Source organism: Ferrimonas kyonanensis DSM 18153 (assembly GCF_000425405.1).
Taxonomy (GTDB): domain Bacteria; phylum Pseudomonadota; class Gammaproteobacteria; order Enterobacterales; family Shewanellaceae; genus Ferrimonas; species Ferrimonas kyonanensis.
In genome coordinates, this window is sequence record NZ_AUDJ01000002.1 from 481,160 (window position 1) to 505,236 (window position 24,077).

Below are 24,077 nucleotides of genomic sequence, written 5' to 3' on the forward strand. Positions count from 1 at the left end.
GGGCTAGGGGTGGAAAAAGTCACTGCTGCCACCAGGCAGTGGAACGGTGGCAGCAATGACGAAACGAATTATTGGGCGCGAAAACTCATCAGCACCTTGCCGTCGCTGTCCATCAACAGCAGGCTGTTGCCCACCACCTTAGTGGCGGCGGCCTGATCCAGGGTGCTCAGGTAGTGCTGTTCCAACTCCATGCCAGTGGGGCATGCCATCTGAGTGACGGCAAACGGACCGGCTTGAATGCCGTCTGGCTTGATATCGAAACGGCCCTGATAGCGATTACAGCCGGCAAAGCCGGAGGCGATGCCGTCGTCGCTGAGCATCAGGCTTACCGCCTTGTCCCCCATACCGAGTTCCGCCTGGCGGCCGTCGATGTCGGTCAGTTGCCATTGAGTCTTTGTCAGGGCCGTGGTGGCTGAGGCGGCCACCTTATTCACCAGTACGCTCAGAGGTTGGTCACCGAAGGCCGCGACGGACTCGGTGTTGATGAACATCAACTGGCCATCCGCCGACTCGATGCGGGCACTGATGGTGTAGCGCATTCCCGCCTTGATGGCTTTGGCCGGGTAGCTCAGTGAAAAGGCATAAGGGGGGCCGCCTTGGGCTTTAAACTCGGTACTGGCCAGGGTCTCGGCGGCCACGTCCATCTTGGAGGTGTCCTGCAGGGCTACTTTGACGACGGAGTCCTGAGGGATGGCAATGCGTTCCCGGTAGAACACCTCACCGTCAAGGGTTTGCGTATCCGGTGTGGTGCTACAGCCGGAGAGGGTGGCGGCCAGCGCGGCGGCGCCGACGAGCAGTGTGTTTCGCATAGGGAGTTCCTTGCAAGGAATCAGATGGTTAACAGGATAGACCGGCAACCACTTAACTGCACCTGAATGAGTCATTTCAGCAATGGGTTAAAAACGTAACAATTTGCTTCACCGCCAGTTTCAGGGCCTGGTGCTGGCCGGCTCGTAGCAGTACTCGAATCCCTTGCATCTGCAGCAGCAGCCAGGCCGACAGCTCCTTGACGTTGTGGGAGGCGGCAATCTGTCGCCGCTGCTGCGCCTGGCCGAGGCAATGTTCAAACCCCTCCCTCAAGGTGGCAAACAACTGATCGGCCAGGGCTTTGACATGAGGATCCTGATGCCGGCGCTCCAGCAGGGCAGCCTGAACATAGCAGCCCAGGCTGGCTTTATCGGGATCCGCCGCCATTGCGGAGATGAACTCGACCAGCGTGGTCAGGTCCGCATTGGCGTCAAACAGGGGCTTCAGTCGTGGCAGCGAATGCTCGTTCAGGTAGTGCTGCAGTGACAGATGATAGAGCTGCTGTTTATCGCCAAAGCTGTTGTACAGGCTGAATCGGTTGATCTGCAACTGTGACACCAGGTCTGCCACCGAGGTGGCTTCATAGCCCTGTTTCCAGAACAGCTGCATCGCTTGTTCCAGCACCTGGTGGCGTTCAAATTGACACTGTCTGGCCACGGGACCTCCGTATGAGTTAATTCTTGACCGCTCGTTCTGTTATGGGTAGATTCTAATCTAAACGATCGTTCTGTAAAAGGATTCACAATGAAACTCTATGAAGCCTCGATGACCCCAAGTGCTCAGCGGGTCAGCATGTTTTTGGCAGAGATGAACCTGGAGGTCGAGCGGGTGCAGGTGGATGTTCGCGGCGGCGAGAATCTGTCCGAAGAGTTCCTGGCGCTGAGCCCCAATGGCCGAATACCGGTACTGCAGCTGGATGACGGCACCTCTTTGTGCGAGAGCATTGCCATCTGCCGTTACTTCGATGCCCTTCATCCCGGAGATCACTCCCTGTTTGGCACCACGGCCCTGGAAAAAGGCCAGGTGGAGATGTGGTTGCGCATGGTGGAGTTGCAGGGATTGATGGTGGGGTTTCAGGCATTTCGAAATCTGACCGGCGTGTACCAGGATCGGGAGCGCTGCGTCAAAGCCTGGGGTGAGGAGAGTCGGTTGAGGGTAGAGGAGTTTCTGCCGACCCTGGAGCAGCGGCTGGGCGAGTCGTTGCACCTGGCGGGCCCTGGATTTAGCGTGGCCGACATCAGTGGCTTTGTGTTCATACGATTCATTGCCAACCTGGGCATTACCCTGGACGATCAGTGGCCCAATATTCAGCGATGGTACCAGCGTGTTGGCAGTCGCCCGGCGTTTAATCAATAAGGAGCGTTCGATGATTGATCTTTATACTGCCGCCACCCCAAATGGCCATAAGATTTCCATTGCCCTTGAGGAGATGGGGTTGGCGTATCGGGTCCATGCTCTGGACCTCAGTGCCTTGGAGCAGAAGCAGCCTGAATTCCTTGCCATCAACCCCAATGGCCGTATTCCTGCCATTGTCGATCACAGTAATGATGATTTCGCGGTGTTTGAATCCGGTGCCATCCTGCTGTATCTGGCAGAAAAGAGTGGCCTATTCTTACCCAGTGATGCCAAGCAGCGGTCGGTGGTGATGCAATGGCTGATGTTCCAGATGGGCGGAGTGGGGCCGATGATGGGGCAGGCCAACGTGTTTTATCGCTATTTCCCGCAAACCCTTCCTGCGGCCATCGAGCGATATCAAAAAGAGGGGCGTCGCCTGTTTGAGGTGATGGACACGCAATTGGCCAAGACGCCTTACCTGGCGGGGGAATACAGCATTGCCGATATTGCCACCTGGCCCTGGGTGCGGACTCATGAATGGAGCGGCATTGAGATAGACGGTCTGGTGCATCTGCAGCGTTGGATGGCGGAATTGGCGGCTCGGCCCGCTTATCAGAAAGGCATCATGATACCGCCACCGTCGCAGATGACCGACGAAGAAAAAGCAGAGGCGATCGCCAAAATGGTGACTCAGTAACACCGATCCAGCTCCAAGCGGCGTTCGTACTGATTAAGGTTATTGCCATCAGGAGCCGCTTATGTCCCGCCATGCTCTCTGGCTCGGTATCGCCGGGCTGATTCCTTTCGTTACATTGCCACTGTTGCTGATGGCCGGGGTGATCGACTCCGTTCAGGCTCAGATTGGCTTTGTGCAATACAGTGCCATCATTCTGTCCTTTCTCGGTGGCATTCATTGGTACCAGGGGCTGTTAGCCGGCTCCGGTAATTGGCAGATCCATTTTTCCATGTGGCCGAGTATTGTCGGCTGGTTGGCATTGGTGCTGGCGCCGATTCCGGTGGCATTAGGGGTTTTGGCACTGGCGTTTGCAGTGATGATGGCCGCCGACCGCTGGATTGGCAGGCAGCCACCGGGGTATCGAACCCTGCGGCTCAGTCTGACTTCGGTGGCCGTTGTCAGCCATGGGGGCATGCTGGTGCTGTAACGGTGTGATCAGGATCACCCTACTGTGCTATGCTGGCGCCGCTTAGGCAGCTCGGCTGCCGCGTCAATTCCAAGGGAGCAGAGGGTGCCAGACACAGAATCGATAGTTGCCACTCGGCATTGGGTAGAACGGGTGATCATGAAGTATAACCTGTGCCCTTTTGCCCGCCGTGAAGTGGAGCGAAACAGCATCCGTTATGCGGTGATTGAACAGACCAAGGTAAAAGCGGTGTTGGCCAGACTGGTGGCGGAATGCGAGCACCTGGATTCTCACCCGCAAACCGAGACCACGCTGTGCATTTTGCCTCGGGGCTTCGAGGGTTTTTATGCCTACCTGGACCTGGTGGAACTGGCCGAGGCGCTATTGGTCGAGCAGGGGTACGAGGGCCGGTATCAGCTCGCCAGTTTTCACCCGGATTATTGCTTCGACGGCGAACCTATGGACGATCCTTCCAACTACACCAATCGCTCGCCACTGCCGTTGATCCACCTGATTCGGGAGGCCAGCATGGAGCAGGCGCTGCAGACTTACCAACAACCCGAGACCATTCCTGAGCGCAATGTTGTCTTTGCCCGCCGCAAGGGCAGTGCTTTTTTTGAAGACCTGCTGCAACGCTGCCATCAGCCTGGAAACCAGACCTCAGGCTGAGTTCGGCGCCAAGGGCGACGGAATCCACCGTCGCCGTTCTATTCTGAGCCTCAACGACTGCGTTGTTTTTACCATTTATGGCCGATTCTGTCGCTTTACTTCCATGAGAGGAAAGTGAGCGCCAGCGGTGCTTGCGCCTCTGGTGCTGTTTCGGTGTTGGTCGGGGCGATTCCCGGTCGTCGCTACAACCATAAGAGTGACGGATATGAACAGAAACTCGGTAAGGCTGCTGATAGCCCTGATTGTTCAGGGAGTGTGCCCCGGGGCGGTGGCAGGCGATGATGAGGCGGGCTGGATGTCGCCGGGCGCGGTGACCGGGCATTATCATGAGCGGGCGAGGCTGGCACCGGTGGAGATCGCGCTGGAGGTCAGCGGTCAGTTGCGGCTGTCGATACTCGCTCCGCAAGCGCGTTTCGATTGTCGGTTGATGCTGGATGAGGTCGGCAAGCCCAGCCGGGTCGATCTGTGTGGTATTAAGAAGCTCAGTGTCAGTGGCCGCATTCAGCAGGATGTCAACTGGTGGCTGGAACAGCCGGTGACGCTGGTGTGTGCTCAGCAGGGCGGGGAGGAGATCTGCCGAGGTGGCTACGAGTTGTACTGGCAGTCGACCATCAATGCCCGGTTTGGTGGCAGTGATCATCGGGTAATGACGTTAGTACGAGCCTTGTGAGCCTGCGCCAGGCTCACAACGCCAACGAATCAACGGGCGACGCCAGGCGCCGCCCTCGGGTTATTGCCAATCCCAGGCGCGGCGGGGCTTTTCGTTGTAGACCGCGGTGGCACTGAAGCGACCGTGGGGGTGGTCGGCCATCAGCGTCTTCATGCCCCGGTTGCTGATGCGGATCAGGTGTTCATGATCACCGGCTTCCAAATAGACATGGTCTTCCCCTTCCAGGGCATCGTCGTACACCGCCAGCACATTGTAGGGATCACCGACGCCGGGTAGGGCGCCCAGTTCGCAGTCGTCAAACTGGCCCTTTAATTTGGACTCGGGGATCAGGTGTAATTCCCGTTTCAGCTGTTGACTCAGTTGTTGAATCACCACCCGGTTGGCGGCAGGAATCACGGCCATTACTCGCCGGCCTTCATTGTCTTCCAACATGACCGACTTGGCGGTTTGCCTGGCGGAAACGCCGGCGGAAAGGGCAGATTGAATGGATGATTGGCTGTGAGCGTGAGGAACCAGCTGGTATTGCACCCCAAGCTCCTCGAGATAATCGATGACACTGATAGCGACACCCATGGGTCACCTCCTGAGTGAGGACGGAACACTATCAGTGTAGTCGTTGCCATGGTGCAGAAGAGAAAAAAGCGAGCACTAAGGCTCGCTTCACTTCGGTCTTGCAGTGTTTATTGCAGCGAGGCGCTGTCGTCCTCTTGTGCCGGTTGCACGTCGCATACTTTGACATCAAAGATGACGGTCTTACCGGCCAGCGGATGGTTGGCATCCAGGGTAATGGTGTCCCCTTCGATGGCGGTTAGGGTTAACTCCATCGGGCCTTGATCGGTATCGGCGGCGATCTGCATGCCCACCTTCAGCTCGTCGGCCCCCTTGATGATGTCGGCAGGCACCGTTTGAACCATCTGTGGGTCGTGATCACCAAAGGCCAGATCCGGCGTCAGGGTCACTTTCAGCTGGTCGCCCTTTTTGTGACCCAGCAGCACGTTCTCCAACCCTTCGGCCAGAATGCCACTGCCGTGGGTGTAGATCACCGGGTCGTCGGCCGACACCACGTCGACTTTCTGGCCATCTTCCAGGTACAGGGTGTAAGCGATGGAAACGACGGCGTTGTCCTTAATTATCATGTGCGGAGCCTTAATGTCAGTCATACCCGAATGATAACCAAGTCGCCGGGTTAAGCCCAGAGAATCCCCGCCCGAAAACGGGGATTAGATCGATCAGGCCGCCTGAGTCAGGCTGTTCAGCACAAAGGTCATCACCGGTTCACTGTCGGGGGAATCGGCAGGCGTTAGTGGCATCGCCGAATTTAACCAACCTCGTTGACACAACTCTTCCAGGATATCCAGGTAGGCCAAGGCGCACTTTCCGGTGTAGAGCGGACTCAAATCTCGCTGTTGATGCAGTGACAACATGATGCAAAACCCGCTCAGGTATTGATAGTCCTTAGTGAGGCCGCCACCGCGATAGGCACGGGCTGCCACGGTAAAGGCGTCGTCCTGGTCCAGTCCCGCTTCCTCGATCAACCGGTTGACCGTGGTCGGCAGGTGGTCGTCCCTGAGCATGGAGTCCACCGCCACCACCCGCGCCGCCAGTAGCCTTAACCGGCCCAGTGTCAGGCAACCACCGTGGTACTCTGCCAGTATCGCCAGTCCCTCCTGAGTTTCGGTATTCCCCGGCAACCCCAGCGACAGCAGTTTCAGTGGCTGCGCCCGACCATTGATGGTGGTGGTCATGTGTACCCCAAGCTCATGATGGGCCAACGCCTTCGCTTCACGCTCGCTAAATCGAGCATGGCGGTTGATCATCAGGCTGGCCTGTTCGCTCATCACCATCGCCTTAGCGGCCAGGGTGCCGCTGGTCTGTACCTGGCAGGCGATACCATGCTCGCGGGCATGCCCTCTAAGCCGTTCACACACCTGGTCTACCGTCAGTCTGGTGTCATTGACCTCGGGCATCGTCGCGGCCTGCAACAGAAACCCTGCCTGCTTCAGCGTGCGTTCATCGGGCCTGCCGTAATACCTCAGGCTGTTGTAGCGGAACCGGTCACTGCCCACGGAGGTGATCAGTTCGACCCGCAGCGACAGGTTGTCAGCCACCTGCTGATACAACTGGCGTACCCCCACATCGGCAACGCTGTCAAATGGCAGCCGGTACAACCCTTCCCGGAATGCAAACGGGTTCAGACGTTGCTGGCGGTAGCGAAAGTCAGGCCGATAGCGGTTCGGGTTTGCCAGATACCGCTGTTTCTCCTGCTGCAGGTTCACCGGGTTGATGTAGGGCAGGGTTTCCATGCCCTTGGCCAGTTGGTACAGCGCGTTGTCCAGTGCCACCACGTTCGGGTCGATGCGCGAGGCCAGCATCTGGTGCTTGCTGGCCTGACGGCGGCGATTAAACTGACGCTCAAATCGGGCTGAGGTTTGAGTAAACGCCTCTTTTAACCCAAGGGCCAGCGCTGCCATTACCTGGGGGTACAGCTCGCCGCTGTGTTCATCCATGAACACCTTCTTGACTTCGGTCGGCAGCACCAGGGTGCGATCAAACCGGGCAGTAGTATGAGCAATCAGATAGCCCCGCCCCTGAAACACCTCGTCCAGCCTGGACTCCACACTCAGGTTTGGCAGGCGAATTCGGCCCAGCTCTCGGTTAAACCGCTGCACCACCGGGCCCCAACGTTCCATATCGATCTGGCTGGTACCGATGTTAAACACCGGCACCTTGCGCTCAATCCGCTGGTAGTTATAACTGTGCAGGTCAAATACCAGCACGTGGCCAAACTGCTGCTCCAAGGCCGCGATCAGCCCGTCATAGAGCTGATAGAAGCGCCGATGTTTCTGCTGGCACTGGTTGCGTTTACGGGCCGATAACGGTCGCCGCCACACTGGCTTGCTCCAGGCCGACTTAAAATAGGTCGACAGCGCCTGAGCCCGATTGAGGTCGTATTCGAATCGGGAATCGCACCCCACCAGGGTGATGGGCTGGGAGGCGATTAAGAGGTCGGTGGCCGGATCCTCTTCAAATCGGCGCTCTTCCGCACTCAGCAGGCATTGGTCGGTAAGCTTCGTGCTTAGCCGATGGCCGGCGTGGATGGCGCAGCTGACCACAGGCAGGTAAGCCTCAATTTTCAGCTGCGCAACGCCATCGACTTCGGCATGGAAGGGTTGGCGACGCGCAATCAGGCTCAAAGCCTCAGACAGCGATAACGTTTGCATCATTAATGGCCTGACGATAAATGGTCTTACGTTGCAACAACAACTCTCGGCTATGGACGATGTTCTCCATCCAGTCGATGACCTGACGTTGCAGCCGGGTGCGATTCAGTCTGTTAATCCGAGTAATGCCGCCGGGGCTCAGCACGTTAACCTCCAGCAGTTTGTCACCAATGACGTCCAGTCCCACAAAATACAGGCCATCGCGCACCAGTTGTGGTCCGACGGTGGCGCACAGGCGTTTCTCCTCTTTGCTCAGGCTGTGTTTTACCTCTTTGCCTCCGGCGTGAATGTTGGAGCGCACGTCGTTGGCCGCGGGCACTCGGCGCATGGCACCGATGGGTTCGCCGTTGAGCATCAGGATCCGTTTGTCTCCCTCTTCGGCGCCCTCGATGTAGTCCTGCAGGATCACGTAATGGGTGCGGTCGCCACTGCCGATGTAAAAGTCCAGCAGGGAGCTGACACTTTGCTGAGCCCGTTTTTCAATCACAATCACGCCCTGGCCGCCAAAACCGTTCAGAGGTTTAAGAATCATCTTGTCGGCCTGGTTTTCCGCCAGAACCTGTTGCAGGTACTCTTTGTTTTTTGACACATGGGTAGTCGGAATATACCGACCCGCTGCGCCACTCCAGCCCGCGGTATAGAGCTTGTTGTTGGCGATGCGCAACCCCTCCAGATCATTGATGATCAGGGTGTCCTGTTTCACCGAGTCCAGAAAATTGAGTGCCAGAGTATCCAGCGGTGGATTGGCACGCATAAAAATGCAGTCAAATCCGGCCATTGGCAGCTTCACCCGTTTAAGCTGGGCCTGAGCGTAGAAGCGTTCCGGTTTGTCGGAAACCCCTTTGCCCGTGGTGACCACGTCGCAAAACCCATAGACGGTGGACTCGCGCATGGTCAGGCTGTTGGGGGTGGTGACTGCTACCGTGTGGCCTCGTACTACGCACTCGTGAATAAGCCGCAGGGTCGAGTCAAAGGCAGGATCGATTCGGTGCCAGGGGTACATCAAAAAACAGATATTCATGGGTTACTCAATTCAGTCGTCATAAAACAGATAAGGGTCTGAGGGCGGTGGCACGGATCGGCTGTCTTGCACACAGAACAGCCGTCGACGGCACTCGCTAAGCTGGCGGTATTTCAGCCACACCCTCTCCAATGCCGAGGTGGGGGGACGCAGCCCCGCCACCACGGCGACAAATCGATGCTCCTGCTCGCCAACCGGTGTCAGCTCGCCACTGGCCAGCTGAGCCATGGTGTGGCCATAGCGGGTGAGCAATTCGCTTTCCTTAATGGTGAAATCACCACTGCGGCTAAAACCGCGGCCAAAGCGGCGGCTGTCGACAAAGTCGCGCACGCCAGCTCTGAATTCACTGTCATACATAGTCAGACCCCATCTAAATGAAACCCTTACAATGGGTTAACGGGTGGCTCCGATGTGGAGAATGGGCGCAAGATAGGGCGCCGCCAAAGAAAAGAAAAACGATATATTTCTATCGTCACGACAAAATTCGGTTGTTCCTATTTCGCCACAAATGTATGAAGTAAAACTGGAGGTAAAAGGGGTCAGAGTCTTTGTGGAAGTGGCCAGAGAACGCCACGTTGGCCGGGTGGCAGAGCGACTCACTTTTACTCAGGCGGCGGTCAGTGCCCGCATTAAACAGCTGGAGGGGTATTTCGATAGCATTTTGTTTGTGGGTCAAGGTGGTGAGCAATTGAATCTCGACAAGGGCCCTCCCAAGGGCTTTCCTTAGCTTAGCTGATCATCTGGTGCGCAGGCATACCTAGTCTTATGACGTTGTTCATCGCTTGGTTGCCAGCCAACGCGACTCCTCGATTGATGGTCACAGGATCAGAACAACCAACAGGCCGATGGTTGCTGGGGTTGGTTCAACATCGCCCTTAATAGAGATAACACGCGATTTTGGCGGTAAGGTTTGACCGAAACAACAAAATTTAGCGATGTGTTTAAATTAAATTAAATCAGCATCTTATCTTGCATAACTACGTGGAATGTACCAATCTTATTTCATGAGCATGGATAAGGATTGTGTATGCCTGTAACGTCATTAAAAAACAAAGGGGTAGTAAGGAAAGCCTTAGTGCCTTCTTTGCTTATTAACCTCTTGTCATTAGCCGTTCCATTAACGGTTCTCCAGATCTACGATCGCATTCTTCCCAATCACAGTTATGGTACTGCCACACTGCTTTTAGCAGGGGCGACACTAGCGGTAGCCATGGAAGCGCTCATACGTTTTGTTCGTACCTGGCTTTTGTCAGCGGCGGCTAGCAATACCGAAAAAGCGACTTACCAAACCTTGGTTGAAAGGGTGACGACTGCATCTTCAGCTCACCTTCGCCAGCTCGGTGTGGGTGGTGTCGAAGAGGGGCTAGGATCGGTATCCAAAGTTAAGGACTGGTATTCTGGTGGGATAATCTCTGGCTTTATCGATTTGCCTTTTGCATTGATCTTTTTGGGGTTGGTGGCCTATATCGGAGGTGAGCTAGTGGCGATACCTTTGGCAGTTTGGCTCATCACGCTCGGCATTGTTTGGCTTTCTTCTGTTCGCGTTAAAAGCTTAAGTGAAGAAGCGTCTAAAGATGAACAGGAGAGAAAAGCTTTCTTGATTATTCTTAGCCAGACCATTCAGGGTATTAAACGTCAGGCTGTTGAGTCTCGAATTTTTAATCAGTTTAAATCGCTTAATAATGTCCGCGCCCAATCTAAAGCTCGGGAAGAAGAGCAGAGTGCTTTCGCTCAAGAGTGTATTCAGCTTGCGGCACTTGCGACTTCCGTTTTGCTGGTGATTACCGGCAGCTTGTGGGTATTGGATGGTCAATTAACCACCGGTGGATTAGCGGCATGTTCTATCTTATCAGGCAGAGCAGTGGCACCGTTAAGCGCTTTGGTTGGGATTCGCATAAAGCTTAATTCAATACACAGTGCTAACCAGGCCATAGAAAAGTTGGATGACTTATCACTACCTGAGTATTCAGGTTTTGAGCTTAATTTATCTGACTTTAAGACTTTGGAAATCAAGCAAGCAACGGTTGAACGATACGGTGAACTCGCTCGTGCGGATGTGACGTTAAACGAAGGCGAATTGGTGTTGTTAGAGAGTGAAGATCGTCATACCAATAGTCACCTATTGTCTTCGATAGCAGGGATTGATGACTTGGCCGCGGGTCAATACCTAATTAATGGCAAAGCCGTTTCCATTGCATCTGTCGCTCAAGTGACAGCTTACTGCGGTGTGAAAGGGCAATTGGTCTCGGGCACGATTTTGGACAACTTATGTGGCTTTGACCCTGAGAGAACGCAAAGCGCCAATGACTATGCTAAGCGCTTGGGATTAACCAAAGAAATTACGCGTTTACCTGATGGGTTAGAAACACAAATTGGCCATACGAGTGCGTCATTGTTGAGTATGGGCAACGTGAAGATGCTCAATATCGCGGCTCAATTAGCGAGTGACAAACCCGTTATCATGCTAGAAAGACCGGATTCTTCGCTGGACCTCAATGCACTCGGTAATCTGGTTAAAGTGTTACAAGAAGAGGTGTTGGCAGGACGCACGATACTGATGGTGAGCTATCATGGCAAACTTCGCGAATTGGCGAGTCGAACGATAACTGTGGAAAGCGGTTCGATGACCGAAGTAAGTACAAATCAGCAGGAGGCTATTGCATGAATCGTTTAGATGCGAGTCGCCATACAGAAACAGACAATCAACGCGAGGCGATGAACCGACTGGAAGCTGAAAGCCTTTCTGTTCTCAAGGAGCTGGAGGTAAATGCGAATATCCAACTGTTTGCCCAGCAATGGGTCGATGAGAATGGCATTGAATCACTAGACGATGTGTTTTCCCTGTTTGATCGGCTTGCATTGCCCTATCGGTTAGTGGCTAACCTCGATGAGGTAGGCGAGCACAAATTAGTTTTGCTGGTTCTTGGGGAAACTGAATTGGTTTCTGGCCATTTAGAGTCAAAACAGTTTGTTGCTGTTGATGGCAATGCAGAGGTTGCTGACATTCCTCAATTTTGCATTGTGATAGAAGGGGAGCCATTGGAGAAGGCCTCTCCTGACTGGGTCGGTGAACGGCTACACGCCTTTCGTCCTATCATTCCTAAATTGCTCTTGGTCAGCTTTATTACCAATCTGTTTGCTCTCGCAGTGCCATTCATCACGATGTCGATCTATGACCATGTTATCGGTGGTGATGCTGGGCACGAACTGCAAGGAATTGCCATTGGGGCAGCCTTGTTGTTTGTGATGATGGGTTGGCTTAGAACATTGCGTAGTCGTGTGTTTGCGTCAGTATCCAACCGAGTCAGTCGTGAAATATCTCAATCTCTGGTCCAACGCCTACTAAAAAATAGTTATGCTCAAAACCAGCAAACGGCCTCCTCTAGTCAGCAAAACCAAGTGATGTTGTCCGAACGTATTTCAGGAGTGTTATCTGGACCACTCGGTAATGCGTTGTTTGACTTGCCTTTCATTGCCATTTTTGTACTGGCGATAGGTGTTTTGGGTGGATGGTTGGTATTGGTTCCTATCGTTTCTTTAGTTCTATATTACCTGTTAGCAAAGCGGTCGATACGCTCAAGCGGTAAACGCGCTATGCAATCGACGGTTGCAGGAACTAATCGTCAAAATATGACCAATGAGTTGTCATCTAAGCTTACCTTTATTCGTAGTGCTGGGTTTTCAGAGTACTGGATCCAACGATTCCAAAAGGCCAACCTGCTTGCCTCTAAGGTGGCGTTCAATCAATCGGTTCTGCAGAGTCGTTATACCTCGATGTATTACTTTATTGGTGTGGGTTCAACGTTGGCCGTGATGGGGTTGGGTATCGGGCTCATTTTTGAACAAGTGATGACGCCGGGTGGCTTGATTGCATCAATGATGCTGATATCCAAAGTGACGGGGCCTGCACAGGTGTTGGCAAACAGCGCGATGCGTTTTAATAGCTTTAATCAATCCAAACTGCAGGTGAATCGCATTCTGTCTCAGCCGTCTGAACGTGAATTTAGCTACCAGCATCACCCACTGCCAACGGTCGCACCGAATTTGAAGTTAGATCAGGTGACTCTCCGTTACCCTAAGCAGAGTCGCCCTGCATTGAACGGAGTCAGTTTTGATGTTGAAGCTGGCGATATTGTGGCGATCACTGGCCCCTCAGGAAGTGGTAAATCGACATTGATTGAAGTGTTGTCGGGGTTACAGGCTATTCAAAACGGCATGGTAGAACTGAAAGGGGTAAATCTTGCTCAGTACGACCCGCAGCTTTATCGTCACTGGTGTTTCATTCGAGCAGCTTATCCTGATTTGCTTACCTTGAGTATTCGAGAGTGGTTGAGCGATGGACATAAAGTTGAAGAGCAAAAAATGATCTCTGCGATCGAAATGGTCGGAGGTAAGCGCTGGTTCTCCACATTACCAGATGGACTGGATACTTCGATAAGCAGCATTCAACCGGATAGCCTGTTTGATATGTTATCAGGCACTGTCGCTCAGATTCTCATTGATGCGAAAGCCTTGGTTTATGACTACCCAATGTTCCTAATGGATAATCCGGTGCCTGATGCCCATCCCAATGCCAAGCGTGTATTTGGTGAGTTTTTGGCGGCAAAAAAAGGAAAAGCAACGGTGATCTATTCATCGCATGATCCTGATTTGATTAAGCTTGCTGATAAGGTCGTGGTACTGGATGAGGGGGCAGTCGTTTATGCTGGCCCATTAGAGCAGCCTTCAGAACCCCAATCGACTCGGGAGCAACCGTTATCCCAGGGTCAATCGTTATCTAAGGCGCAGCAACCAACAGCAGATAAACCAGAGTCAAAGCAAGGAGTCGCTAATGGCTAAACACCCTATTGAGACCGGCAAGCGTTACGGTGAGCTTGTTGAATCACAAAATACGGCTCGTACATTGGCACTGGCGACATGGTCTGTTGCCTTATGTATCGCTGCTTTTGTCACTTGGTCGGTGGTTACTCAAGTTGATGAAATCGCTAAAGCAAAGGGCGCAGTGATTCCGGAAGGGGAAAAGCAAGTATTACAAAGTGCAATCGGTGGCAAGTTAAAGCAAATTCTCGTCAAAGAAGGTCAATTGGTCGAGAAAGGGCAACCGCTTGTTGAATTTGATGCTACGTTCCAGCGCACGGCCCTTGAAGAATTGAAATCTCAACAAGTGACCTTGCTTGCCAGTATCGAGCGTATGAACGCTTTATTGGATAACCGTGAACCGAATTTTGGGGAATTTGAAATTGATTTTCCAGAGATCGTTAGCCAACAAAAGGCGCAGCTGAATGCTCAGAAAGGGCTTTACTATCAAAAACGCATTGTGCTGGAAAAGGACAGTGAGCAGATCGCTGAGCAGCTGCGTGTCGTAGAAAAGTCTCTACCTAGCTATGAGAAAGAACTGAATGCCACTAAACAAGAGCTGAACCTGTTGGAAAAAGGCTACAAAGCCGGGAACATCTCTCGTTTACGTGTGCTTGAAATGAGCCAAAAGCTGGCCAGTATTGAGCAAAAAATAGAAGAAACCCGCGGTAAGAAGTCGGTTTTCATCAAGCAGGCAGACAGCAATGAGCAAAAAATCGCCCAACTTCTTGCCGAGGCAAAAGCCAAAGTGAGTGACGATCGATCCAAAGCGGTATCTGATTTATCTGCGCTGAATGCAAGGGTGCGTTCAAGCCAAGCGAAATTGACCAACACCATGTTAGTGTCGCCACTACAAGGCTTGGTACAAAGCCTGCCAAGTACACAGAACGGTGGCGTTATTCAACCGGGCGGGACAGTGGTTGAGATTGTTCCTGTCGGCGGTAAAGCGGATTTTAAAGCTCGCTTATCACCGAGAGACATTGGTTTCGTGAACGTAGGCCAGCCAACTCGAATCAAGATTGATGCATTTGATTACAGCCGTTTTGGTGCGTTAAAAGGGGAGGTTGAAAGTATTTCACCGACCACAAGCCAAAGTGAACGCGGTGAAATCTATTATGAAGTGGTGGTGTCTGTTGAAACGCCATACTTCCGTGATAACCCTGAGAGCTTTTCTATTCTTCCCGGTATGACAGGTGAGGTGGATATCACTACCGGCGAGAAGTCAGTGTTCCAATACCTTTGGAAGCCGATCTACACCAACATCAGCGTTGCCTTTGGAGAAAGGTAATTCAAAAAATTGCAGACGTTTCTCTGTTCCAATCGGCGCGGGTAACCATCATTAACAAGGGAGCACATAGCGTGCTCCCTTTTGTTTTACTCCATTAATACTAACTACCAACCATTAGTTATTTGGGTCTATGTCGGGTAGCCCATCTAAGTCATTATGGTGGTGTTTATCACTATCTTGGTTGTGATCAGTGGTCGCATCATGGTGTTGTATTGCATCCGACGTATCCAAGTGCGCTTGGTCGTAATCTAGCGCATGCTGTTGGTCGACTTGTGCAAGCACGATGTCCATGTCTGCGGGTTGATCGTGACCAGTGGTAGGTGACGCATTCGGCTGAATACCGAGAGCATCCAAATAAGCCGCTGAACCTTGGCGGTCAGTTTTCTGATCTGGCTCTAGATGAGAATGCTGAGAGAGATCGAGAGAACTCTCATCGCTTAGCGTAACCGTAAAGTCCTCGTGAGACGCAATTTCAGGCTCGTCATGCTGAACTGGCGGTGGTGGTGGAGCAGGGTGAGGTGTATGGACAATAGGTGTGATCGTCATATCAACCACCTCAGTTCCAATCGTAAGTTTACCGCTATGCCCTGGTCCATGACTGAGTATCTGAACATTTACGTGGGCAACCACTTCATCCTGATTTGTCCCTTGAAGCGCGACTTCAAATTTATCCTCATGCTGGCCAGTACCCGAAGCACTACCATGTGGTCCCGTGTGGACTTGGGCTTGCTCCTGGTAATGTAAATGACCGGTTTGAGGATCAATGGTTAAAGTTCCATATTGCCCATGATGGCTTGTTACATACTGACCATTGGCTAGATGGATACGCCAGCCGTTTTGTGCCGATGGAACAGGCGTTTGAGATGGGGCAAGAGGCGGAACACCAAGGGTAGCGGACACTTGATGGCTTCCCGATGGCGGTTTAACAACGATCGGTTCTGGGATTGCACTGGCGGCAACACCTTGGCTGCCCGCTGTATTTCCGTGTTCGTCAGTCATGGTGACTTGTACTTGAGAGCCAGGGCTAACTTCAATTTGTAATCCATGCTGGAGCGTATGGGCATCCAGTACGTGATCTTGTCCATTAACAACGAGGTGTTCACCAACCTTAGCATCGCCCGGTGGGGTAATTGTCGCGGTGACTGTATTTGGGTGACCGTGGGCAATTTCAGCCTTGCTGTAAAGGCCATCCGGTCCAGGGTTTTCAAAGGTAATTGTCGGTAGGTTAACTTGAGTATCAACGCTGAATACCTGGGAACCTGTCGTTGCACTACCAACATTTCCGACGGCATCGGTTGTTATTACTGTGGCTTCTATTGAGTGTATCGAGCCAGACTGACCATTTGCATAGCTAGTATGAATATTGGCATGCTCCAATACGCTACCAGCCACAGGGATGGAAAAGTGTCCACTCGCATCAACTGAGCCGGTAAGCGATGAAATGGTTGCACCGTTTATCTTCAAACTGACTATGTCACCAGGGTGGTAATCGCCAGTTACTGTGCCCGTTATCGAGATAGTTTGACCAGACTCAAGGGCATTGAGCACGTTATCTTGTGTCACTGGGTCAACAGCAATATGTGGGATCGGACGTTGCGTATCAATTAACAGATGGGTGGAAATACGAGGCGTTGAATTGCCTGCCGTATCAACAGTACCCACCTGGATTGGGTAGTCGCGATCAGTTGCCAATATGTTTTGATGTGCAGAGGCGCTTAAGGTCAATGACCATGTGCCATCCGATTTTACTGTTGCATCGTAAAAGTGATTATTACCTACAATGACATAGACTACATCTCCAGGCGCTATATTAGAGGTCGTTCCGGTGATCACCAGTGGTTGATTGTTTTCAGCCGCATTCAACGCATTGTCTTGTGATATCGGATTCACCGTGACCGTGCCGGGAGTGGTGTCTAAGGTGAAGCTAAAGTGTGTCGCTGGAGATACGTTGCCAGCGATATCAGTCTGTCTTACCTGTAGGTCATTGACACCTTCCACTGGATTAAACGTTGCTGTCCAGGTGTGTCCGCTGTCCTTTGAGTATTCTACTCTTGCACCGGCTTCCGTCTGAATGGAAAGCTGCGAGTCTTTGGTGATCAAGTCTGGTGTGTTGATTGAGTATCGCCCAGTATCGTTGTGCAGTGAGACTGCGGGGGCGCTTATCGTAGTATCTAGAGTGAAGCTCACCGAAGTGCCGGCCGACACATTTCCCGCGGTATCAATCTGTCTCACGCTGACTGTATTCGAGCCTTGTTGTGGGGTGAAGCTAGACGTCCATGTGTGTCCGTTGTCCGTCGAATACTCAACGGTTGCGCCTGCCTCTTGCCCAGTGATTGTCAACGAGCCATCGTTAGTGACCAAATCAGTCGAGTTGCTTCCTGTGTCATGGGTTAATGACACTTGCAGTGGCGCAATGCCAGTATCAACATGCAGTGAAAGGATTGATGATGTTGCCGGTAAAACTGAACAAGGAGCCAGTGCTTTGGCGGAAAGATTATGATCGCCATTCGATAAACTGCTCACCGCTACACTATATTGCCCCGCGCCATCAGACACCGCATGTCCAATAGGTGTGGAGCCATCATAAACGGTGACTTGTGAGTAAGGAATATCCGTGTGTCCAGTGATTCTTGGTGTGCTGTCCTTAGTGAGGTTATCGGTATCAGAGAGACCAGTGTCACTCGATGCTGCTAAGTCGACAGTGACTGCATTCGTGGGCGGAGTGTTTGTCCCGGTTGGTAAACTTGGTTGCGTGGTGGTGACCAATGGATTGGCAGGCACTGAAGTTGAAATCGTCGGTGATTGTCCTGGTACAACGGAAACGTGACCGTTGGCATCAAACGTGATGAACCTCGACGACTCACCACCATGATTGTCGGCCACTTTTACTTCAAATACATCGGTGCCATGGTAGGTGTGCGTCGCTGAGTTATAACTCATTCCCGCAACCGAACCATTGGCCGTGTATACATAAGCGCCTGAATCCGGGTCGACCGATAGCGAACCGAATTGCCCGGTTGAACTGACGACAGAGAAGGTGTGAGTGTCATTCAGGTCAACATCGGTCTCGGTAAGCGTACCTGTTGTTGGTGTCGTCTGAGTTACCGATAAAACAGGGGCATCGTTGGTGCCATTAATTGTGAGAGTAATAACATGTGGCGTTCCATCTTTGGAATGGATAGTGACGCTATCCGTGAGGGTCTCACCTGCGCCTAAGCTCTGTACTTCAGGCTTACGGTTATCGATGTAATAGTGCCATCTGCCCTGTTGATCGATTTCTAACTCACCACCAAGTGCGGATTGGTAAGGTGCCCAGTTAGGATGTGAGGGAGCGTTGATAAGCGTGTGGTAGTCAAAGCCTGATTCTCCAGCATCTGGATCGATGGCCGTAAGCTGCCCCTGAGCTTCTAATTTACTGGAGTAGTTGCCTTGTACAGAAGGGTGAACATTTTTATCTTCTGTGACAGAGCCAGCGTCAATACCTGTGATAGTGGCAGCATCATTGACTGCGGCTAGGGAAGTGTTTGCTCCTGTATGCGTTGTTCCCCCGTGTGCATCTTTAACGTCATAAGTGAAGTGCACTTGACCATTGTAATTATGATCTGGAGTAAAGGTGAATGTGCCATCTTTATTATCGACGATTGTGCCATGATCAGCATGTAAGTTATCGATGAACAGCTTGCCAACATCATTGAGGTCGACGTCGCTAGAATTCGCTAGTAGTGCTGTTGAACTGATTACTTGAACGGAATCTTCTTGCCCTGCAGCCAGTTGTACCTGTGTCGAAACAATTGGAGCGTCATTAGTACCGTGGATGACGGCAATGAGCTGCTGAGTTGTACCATCGGCACTTTGCACTGTAATGGTGTCTTGGATTTGCTGCCCAGCACCGAGTTGGTCTATTTTGGGATTGTTGTTATCTGCCCTAAATAGCCACTGTCCAGAGGCATGAAGAATGAACTGGCCCACATTGTTGTCACCATTGACCCAAGTTCCGGTTGATTGTGCGTTGGTGGTGCCTGATGCTCCTGTTGGAATAAAGAAATTTTGACCTGAATCAGGGTCATGCACCTGCAGGGTCATCGAATCGGAAGACAACATATGACCGCTCACTCTGACATCCTCAGTGACGTGAGAACGGTCTTCGGTAGTCAATTGCCCGCTGATTTGTGCAGCATCGCTAACCGCGTCGATATGCAGTGTGTTGGTGGCTTCTTGTGAGTCGACCTGTCCGTCATTAACGGTGAACTTAAATTGAACATTGCCGTTAAAATCCGTCGCAGGCACAAACTGAAGCTTAGCGATATCGGCAGTAGCAATACTCTGACCGGCGGTGATGTCGTGGCCATCGAGTACGAATTTACCTTGGGCTGCTGGTGGCAGATCAGTGATGGCGATTGAGTGCAGGGTATCGCCGGTATCGATGTCGGTGAACCCGAACTGACTCGCCTGCATTTGATAGTGTGTATCTTCTGTGCCGTGGGCAAGAGTGGTTGCCGACACGGTTGGTATATCATTGGTCCCTACGATCTTAATATCAATGACATGCGAATCACCACCAACAGTATGTACGTTGTATTGAACGTGTTCTTCTTGACCTGCGGCGAGTTGCTGAATTTGGCTGTTGTTAACGGTATAGGTCCAAGAGCCATCTTTGGCTATATGAAGGCCACCGTGAACACCACTGTTAAATGGGTCATGGCGTTTGCCCACATCCGGTGAGAATGCAGATTGGTCGTGGTCAGGATCCAGGGCACTCAGTTTACCTGATATCATCTCGACAGGCGTTGAAGAGCCATCTTCATGGACATCGGGATTCGATGTAACAGATATCCTTGCCTGGTCATTACTTCCTTGAACCAGCACTTCAATATGTTTGGTTGCGGTTGAGCCGTCAGTCGATGTCGCTGTGATATCAAAGCCCTCTGCTTTGGTCTCACCTTGTTGTAGAGCATTGGCCTTTGAGTGGTCCAGGTCATAATGCCATTGGCCATTACTATCCACATGAAGCGTACCGTAGGCGCCAGTAGAATCGCCCGCGCTGAACGTGACGGAATCTTTACTGTCGGAATCGTGCGCGATTAGGGTGCCTGAAATAGAGGTGATCTTATCTTCAACGGCCGTTCCTAATGCAGCCGTTAACGCATCAGGAGTATCAATGATCACATGATCATCGGTGCCTACGATTTTGGCTGTCAGCGGGATTCGCGTCCCATCCGCTGTGATCAGTGTGATGGTATCCGTCAATGATTCGCCATGACTCAGTGATTGAACCTCAGCGTGACTATTATCCGCACTGTAGCTCCATTTATCGTGGCCATCGGTTGAATGAGTGAAGTTGAAGGTACCGTGGGCGCCTGCAAGATTCATAGCGAAATTTGCGGGTACCCTGTGCTTAACACCGTTGACTTCTATTTGAGTAACTTTTGCCTCTGATGGTGAGTCAATATCTTGAATATCAAGGTTTTTCCAACCTGACCATAGTTCATTGGTGCTCGTACCTGATTTTAGATGGTCTTCAGTTACAAAATTGGACGTTTGTGTCGATTGCAGTGTGGCAGCATCATTGCTCGGCAACAGCGTGGTAGAAGCGCCTGTATGAGTAACCCCACCATGTGCATCTTTTACGTCATAAGTGAAGTGCACCTGACCGTTGTAATTATGGTCTGGCGTGAAGGTGTAGGTTCCGTCTTGGTTATCTCGAATGGAGCCATGATCTGCGCGAAGGTTATCCACACTCAGCTTACCGGCATCGCTACTATCAACGTCGATGCTGTTAGCCAATAGCTGTGCTTGAGTGAAAGTCTGTGATTGGTCTTCTTTGCCCGGCTGTAATTGTACTTCAGAGGAAGCGAAAGGTGCGTCATTATCCCCATGAATAGTGATGACAACATCATGGGTTGTGCCATCGGCACTTCGGACCGTTATGGTGTCAGTGAGGTTCTCTCCGGTATTTAATGCATCTATTTTTCGTCCTACAGCACTGTCGCCGACGTCTACGGTATAATACCAATCACCATCGGTTTGCAATATCAAACGCCCATACTGCCCAAGATACTGATAAGCGGGAGCATTGTTGTCAAAGTGCGCCTCACCAGCATCATGATCAACAATGTCCAATTTGCCTGAGGTATGTATCGAGTCGTTCCAGAGGTGAGATATAATACCGCGTTGATAATCCGGGGAGCGATCAGCGTAAGTTGATTCATACACATCGCCTGTATCGGTACCACTGATTTGCGCAGCATCGCTAACCGCGTCAATATGCAGTGTGTTGGTGGCTTTTTGTGAATCGACATGTCCGTCATTAACGGTGAACTTAAATTGAACGTCACCGTTAAAATCCGTTGTAGGCACAAACTGAAGCTTAGCGATATCGGCAGTAGCAATACTTTGACCTGCCGTGATGTCGTGGCCATCGAGTACAAACTTACCTTGAGCCGCTGGCGGCAGATCTGTGATGGCGATTGAATGCAGCGTATCGCCAGTGTCGACATCAGTGAAACCGAACTGACTCGCCTGCATTTGATAGTGTGTATCTTCTGTGCCGTTGCTGAGCACCACCCTGGTGACGGTGGGTGCGTCGTTGGTACCGATGACATCGATGTTCAGGTCGTAGGCGGTACCATCGAAGCTGTGTACGCGATAGGTGACCGTTTCAACTTGCCCTTGTGCTAGGTGTTGAAGAGCCGCGTTGTCGACGCTATATCCCCAATTACCCGCGCTATCAATTCGAAGCATGCCGCCAAATGGGTCGCGAATGCGAGTCTCACCAAATTGGCTGTATTGGAACTTATCTTCGCCGCTATCTGGATCAATGACTTGAAGTTGTCCATTGGCAAGCTCTGTTGTGGTGCCGTTGTTGTGGGTCGCATGTGATCCATCCTCAATAACACTTCCAGTGGTTACCTCAGAGATAATGGCTTTGTCTGGGGTTGCTACAAGAGAGGTATTTGCGCCAGTGTGTGTGGTACCACCATGAGCGTCTTTCACATCATAAGTGAAGTGGACGCTGCCGTTGTAGTTATGGCTTGGAGTGAAGGTGAAGGTCCCATCGTGGTTATCTTGAATCGAGCCATGATCAGCATGCAAATTCGCGATGGTGAGCTTACCTGTATCGTTGGCGTCTACGTCAACAGTATTTGCCAATAACTCGGTTGCTGTAATGGTTTGAGCCAGGTCTTCTTTGCCTGAATTGAGCTGTACTTCAGAAGCGCAGTAAGGTCGGTCGTTGCTACCGTGAATAGTAATGACAATATCGTGCGTTGTGCCATCTTTTGAATACACGGTAATGGTGTCAGTCAGGGTTTGATTTTCACCAAGCTGGTCAATGGTTGTGCCAACGGTTGTTTTGCGATTACCAACCCAATCAACACTTCCCGCGGTAACATGGTAATGCCAAGTGCCATCAGTATTTAATAGTAAATGTCCGTACTGACCATGATAAGAGTTATTCCAAGCGCCGCCTTTAGTATCGAATTGAGATTCATCGCTATCTGGGTCGCCAATATTCAATTTACCGTCAGCTGTTAATGCAGCCTGTCCCAGTTTCGCCATGCCTGGTTGGGCATAATCTGGGGACATGTTCTGTCCAGCATTACCTTCGGTTACGTCACCAGTGTCGACACCGCCGATAACGGCAGAGTTATTAACCCCTGTAATCGTAATTGAGAGGTTTTGTGTGCTGCTCGCATTATGTTCGTCTGTGACTGTCACGGGAACAGTCAGGGTTTTCGTGACACCTGATGCTAACGATTGATAGGTCGAGTGAGCAGGGTTGAAGCTATAACTGCCGTCCGGATTAACCACCAAACCATCAATCTGCGGTGCGCTGTACGTCAATGTCGCACCTGTATCTATATCGTGGCCAACCATTTGTCCTTTTAGAGTGCTTCCACCTTCGGTCACGGAGTGGAACTGTGCATTGATGGTTGGGGCATCGTTGGTTCCGTGAACTGTTAGCTCAATGGTGTGTGTGGTGCCATCTGCAGAACGTATAACCGCTGAATCGTGTTTAACTTCACCTTGCGCTAAGTTCTGTATATTGCGGTTGTCGAGCGTATAGGTGTAGTGGCCGTCGCGCATGAGCAGTATGTGCCCACCTAATTTGGTGTCGTAGCCAATACCTTGATAGGTTTGCGGACCAATATTCGGATCAAACTGTGCTTCTCCCGCATCAGGGTCTTGGATGTTTAATCTGCCGTCGTAATGCAATTGGTAGTGGGTATCGATGTAACCACGATCTTCAGTCACTCCCCTTAAGTCTGCCTTGGTTTGTGCGTCGGTAATAATCGCGTTATCTGGAGTGGCGGTAAGGTCGAACTTAGCTTGAGTACTGACGCTACCACCATGGCCGTCAACCACATCATAAGTGAGTCGAATTTCACCATTGAAATCTTTGTCTGGCGTGAAGGTATAGGTGCCGTCTTTGTTGTCAGTCAGGCTACCGTGGGTGGCTTGCAGATTGGTCACATGCAATATATCGCTAGTATCGACATCGCTGGCATGGGTTAGCAAATCAGAAGCCTTGATGGTGACTGGTTGATCCTCTTTTGCCGCAGGAAGCTGAGTCCACGCACTGACGATTGGTTTGTCGTTGCTACCTTGCACATCGATAACAATTTTATGGGGGACGGTCGCCCCGGCTGAATCGGTTGCGGTAATCCAGAATGATTCTGACTGATGTTCACCAGCCGCTAGCTTATCTGCCGCGCCGCCGGTTGAATTATCTAGCTGATAGTGCCATTGACCATGCTGATCAATCGACAGCGTTCCCCATTGGCCTTGTGGTTGATTGATTGCCCACGTAATGGTGTCGGACTTATCTAAATCCGTCTCGGTTAAACTCCCGGATGCATCAGGGGTTCCTGCCGTGTTTAAGCCCTGCTCGATGACTGCGCCACTTGAGGTGCCAGATACAACAGGGCGGTCATTGGTACCGTTAACAGTGACGGTGATTTGATGCGGTGTGCCGTCTGCTGAATGAACCGTGATGGTGTCGGTGGCCGTCGCGCCTGTGCCCAAGGCTTGCACGGCTGGGTTGGTGTTATCGAGATCGTAGGTCCAG

At 51.7% G+C, this 24,077-nt stretch carries 17 protein-coding genes; 9 read left to right on the forward strand and 8 right to left on the reverse strand.

Annotated elements, in window-relative coordinates; genetic code table 11:
- Positions 1–68 precede the first annotated feature (68 nt).
- Positions 69–809 (reverse strand): META domain-containing protein, encoded by a 741-nt coding sequence (locus tag H598_RS0104740; RefSeq protein ID WP_028111979.1) that lies wholly within the window; start codon positions 807–809, stop codon positions 69–71.
- Between the two features lie 76 nt (positions 810–885).
- Positions 886–1,464 (reverse strand): TetR/AcrR family transcriptional regulator, encoded by a 579-nt coding sequence (locus H598_RS0104745; RefSeq protein ID WP_028111980.1) that lies wholly within the window; start codon positions 1,462–1,464, stop codon positions 886–888.
- 87 nt (positions 1,465–1,551) lie between these two features.
- On the opposite strand from H598_RS0104745, the gene H598_RS0104750 reads away from it, so the two are divergent.
- From H598_RS0104750 to H598_RS0104770, 5 genes are all read left to right on the forward strand, one after another.
- Positions 1,552–2,163, forward strand: a complete 612-nt coding sequence (locus H598_RS0104750) for a glutathione S-transferase family protein (protein WP_028111981.1) — start codon at positions 1,552–1,554, stop codon at positions 2,161–2,163.
- 10 nt (positions 2,164–2,173) lie between these two features.
- Positions 2,174–2,839 carry a glutathione S-transferase family protein gene (locus H598_RS0104755; protein WP_028111982.1) on the forward strand — a complete coding sequence of 222 codons (666 nt, stop codon included), beginning with the start codon at positions 2,174–2,176 and terminating at the stop codon, positions 2,837–2,839.
- 61 nt (positions 2,840–2,900) lie between these two features.
- Positions 2,901–3,305, forward strand: coding sequence for a DUF3429 domain-containing protein (locus H598_RS0104760; RefSeq protein WP_028111983.1), 405 nt, complete (start codon positions 2,901–2,903; stop codon positions 3,303–3,305).
- Positions 3,306–3,389: 84 nt separating this feature from the next.
- A complete protein-coding gene (locus H598_RS0104765) occupies positions 3,390–3,953 on the forward strand; it encodes a DUF1415 domain-containing protein (protein WP_028111984.1) in 564 nt (187 codons plus the stop codon).
- 205 nt (positions 3,954–4,158) lie between these two features.
- Positions 4,159–4,623 (forward strand): hypothetical protein, encoded by a 465-nt coding sequence (locus H598_RS0104770; RefSeq protein WP_028111985.1) that lies wholly within the window; start codon positions 4,159–4,161, stop codon positions 4,621–4,623.
- Positions 4,624–4,683: 60 nt separating this feature from the next.
- Here H598_RS0104770 and H598_RS0104775 read toward each other — a convergent pair whose 3' ends face one another.
- From H598_RS0104775 to H598_RS0104795, 5 genes are all read right to left on the reverse strand, one after another.
- A complete protein-coding gene (locus H598_RS0104775; protein WP_028111986.1) occupies positions 4,684–5,196 on the reverse strand; it encodes an aminoacyl-tRNA deacylase in 513 nt (170 codons plus the stop codon).
- A gap of 107 nt (positions 5,197–5,303) precedes the next feature.
- A complete protein-coding gene (locus H598_RS23360; RefSeq protein ID WP_051252407.1) occupies positions 5,304–5,759 on the reverse strand; it encodes an FKBP-type peptidyl-prolyl cis-trans isomerase in 456 nt (151 codons plus the stop codon).
- Between the two features lie 93 nt (positions 5,760–5,852).
- Positions 5,853–7,847: a flavohemoglobin expression-modulating QEGLA motif protein gene (locus tag H598_RS0104785; protein WP_035415266.1), complete on the reverse strand. Its 1,995-nt coding sequence runs from the start codon at positions 7,845–7,847 to the stop codon at positions 5,853–5,855.
- A complete protein-coding gene (gene gshB, locus H598_RS0104790; RefSeq protein ID WP_028111988.1) occupies positions 7,822–8,865 on the reverse strand; it encodes a glutathione synthase in 1,044 nt (347 codons plus the stop codon). Before gshB ends, H598_RS0104785 begins: the two co-directional genes overlap by 26 nt.
- A 12-nt stretch (positions 8,866–8,877) precedes the next feature.
- On the reverse strand, positions 8,878–9,222 hold the full coding sequence (locus H598_RS0104795) for a MaoP family protein (protein ID WP_028111989.1): 345 nt from the start codon (positions 9,220–9,222) through the stop codon (positions 8,878–8,880).
- A gap of 151 nt (positions 9,223–9,373) precedes the next feature.
- Here H598_RS0104795 and H598_RS0104800 point away from each other — a divergent pair, with 151 nt between their 5' ends.
- The 4 genes from H598_RS0104800 (at position 9,374) to H598_RS0104815 (ending at position 15,010) form a co-directional block, all read left to right on the forward strand.
- Positions 9,374–9,592 carry a helix-turn-helix domain-containing protein gene (locus H598_RS0104800; RefSeq protein WP_028111990.1) on the forward strand — a complete coding sequence of 73 codons (219 nt, stop codon included), beginning with the start codon at positions 9,374–9,376 and terminating at the stop codon, positions 9,590–9,592.
- A 300-nt stretch (positions 9,593–9,892) separates the two neighbouring features.
- Positions 9,893–11,530, forward strand: coding sequence for an ABC transporter transmembrane domain-containing protein (locus H598_RS0104805; protein WP_028111991.1), 1,638 nt, complete (start codon positions 9,893–9,895; stop codon positions 11,528–11,530).
- On the forward strand, positions 11,527–13,704 hold the full coding sequence (locus H598_RS0104810) for a peptidase domain-containing ABC transporter (RefSeq protein WP_028111992.1): 2,178 nt from the start codon (positions 11,527–11,529) through the stop codon (positions 13,702–13,704). Before H598_RS0104805 ends, H598_RS0104810 begins: the two co-directional genes overlap by 4 nt.
- Complete coding sequence (locus H598_RS0104815) at positions 13,697–15,010, forward strand: HlyD family type I secretion periplasmic adaptor subunit (protein WP_028111993.1); 1,314 nt, start codon at positions 13,697–13,699, stop codon at positions 15,008–15,010. The genes H598_RS0104810 and H598_RS0104815 overlap by 8 nt, the downstream gene beginning before the upstream one ends.
- A 114-nt stretch (positions 15,011–15,124) precedes the next feature.
- Here H598_RS0104815 and H598_RS0104820 read toward each other — a convergent pair.
- The coding region (locus H598_RS0104820) for a VCBS domain-containing protein (RefSeq protein ID WP_028111994.1) at positions 15,125–24,077 on the reverse strand (8,953 nt) is incomplete at its 5' end.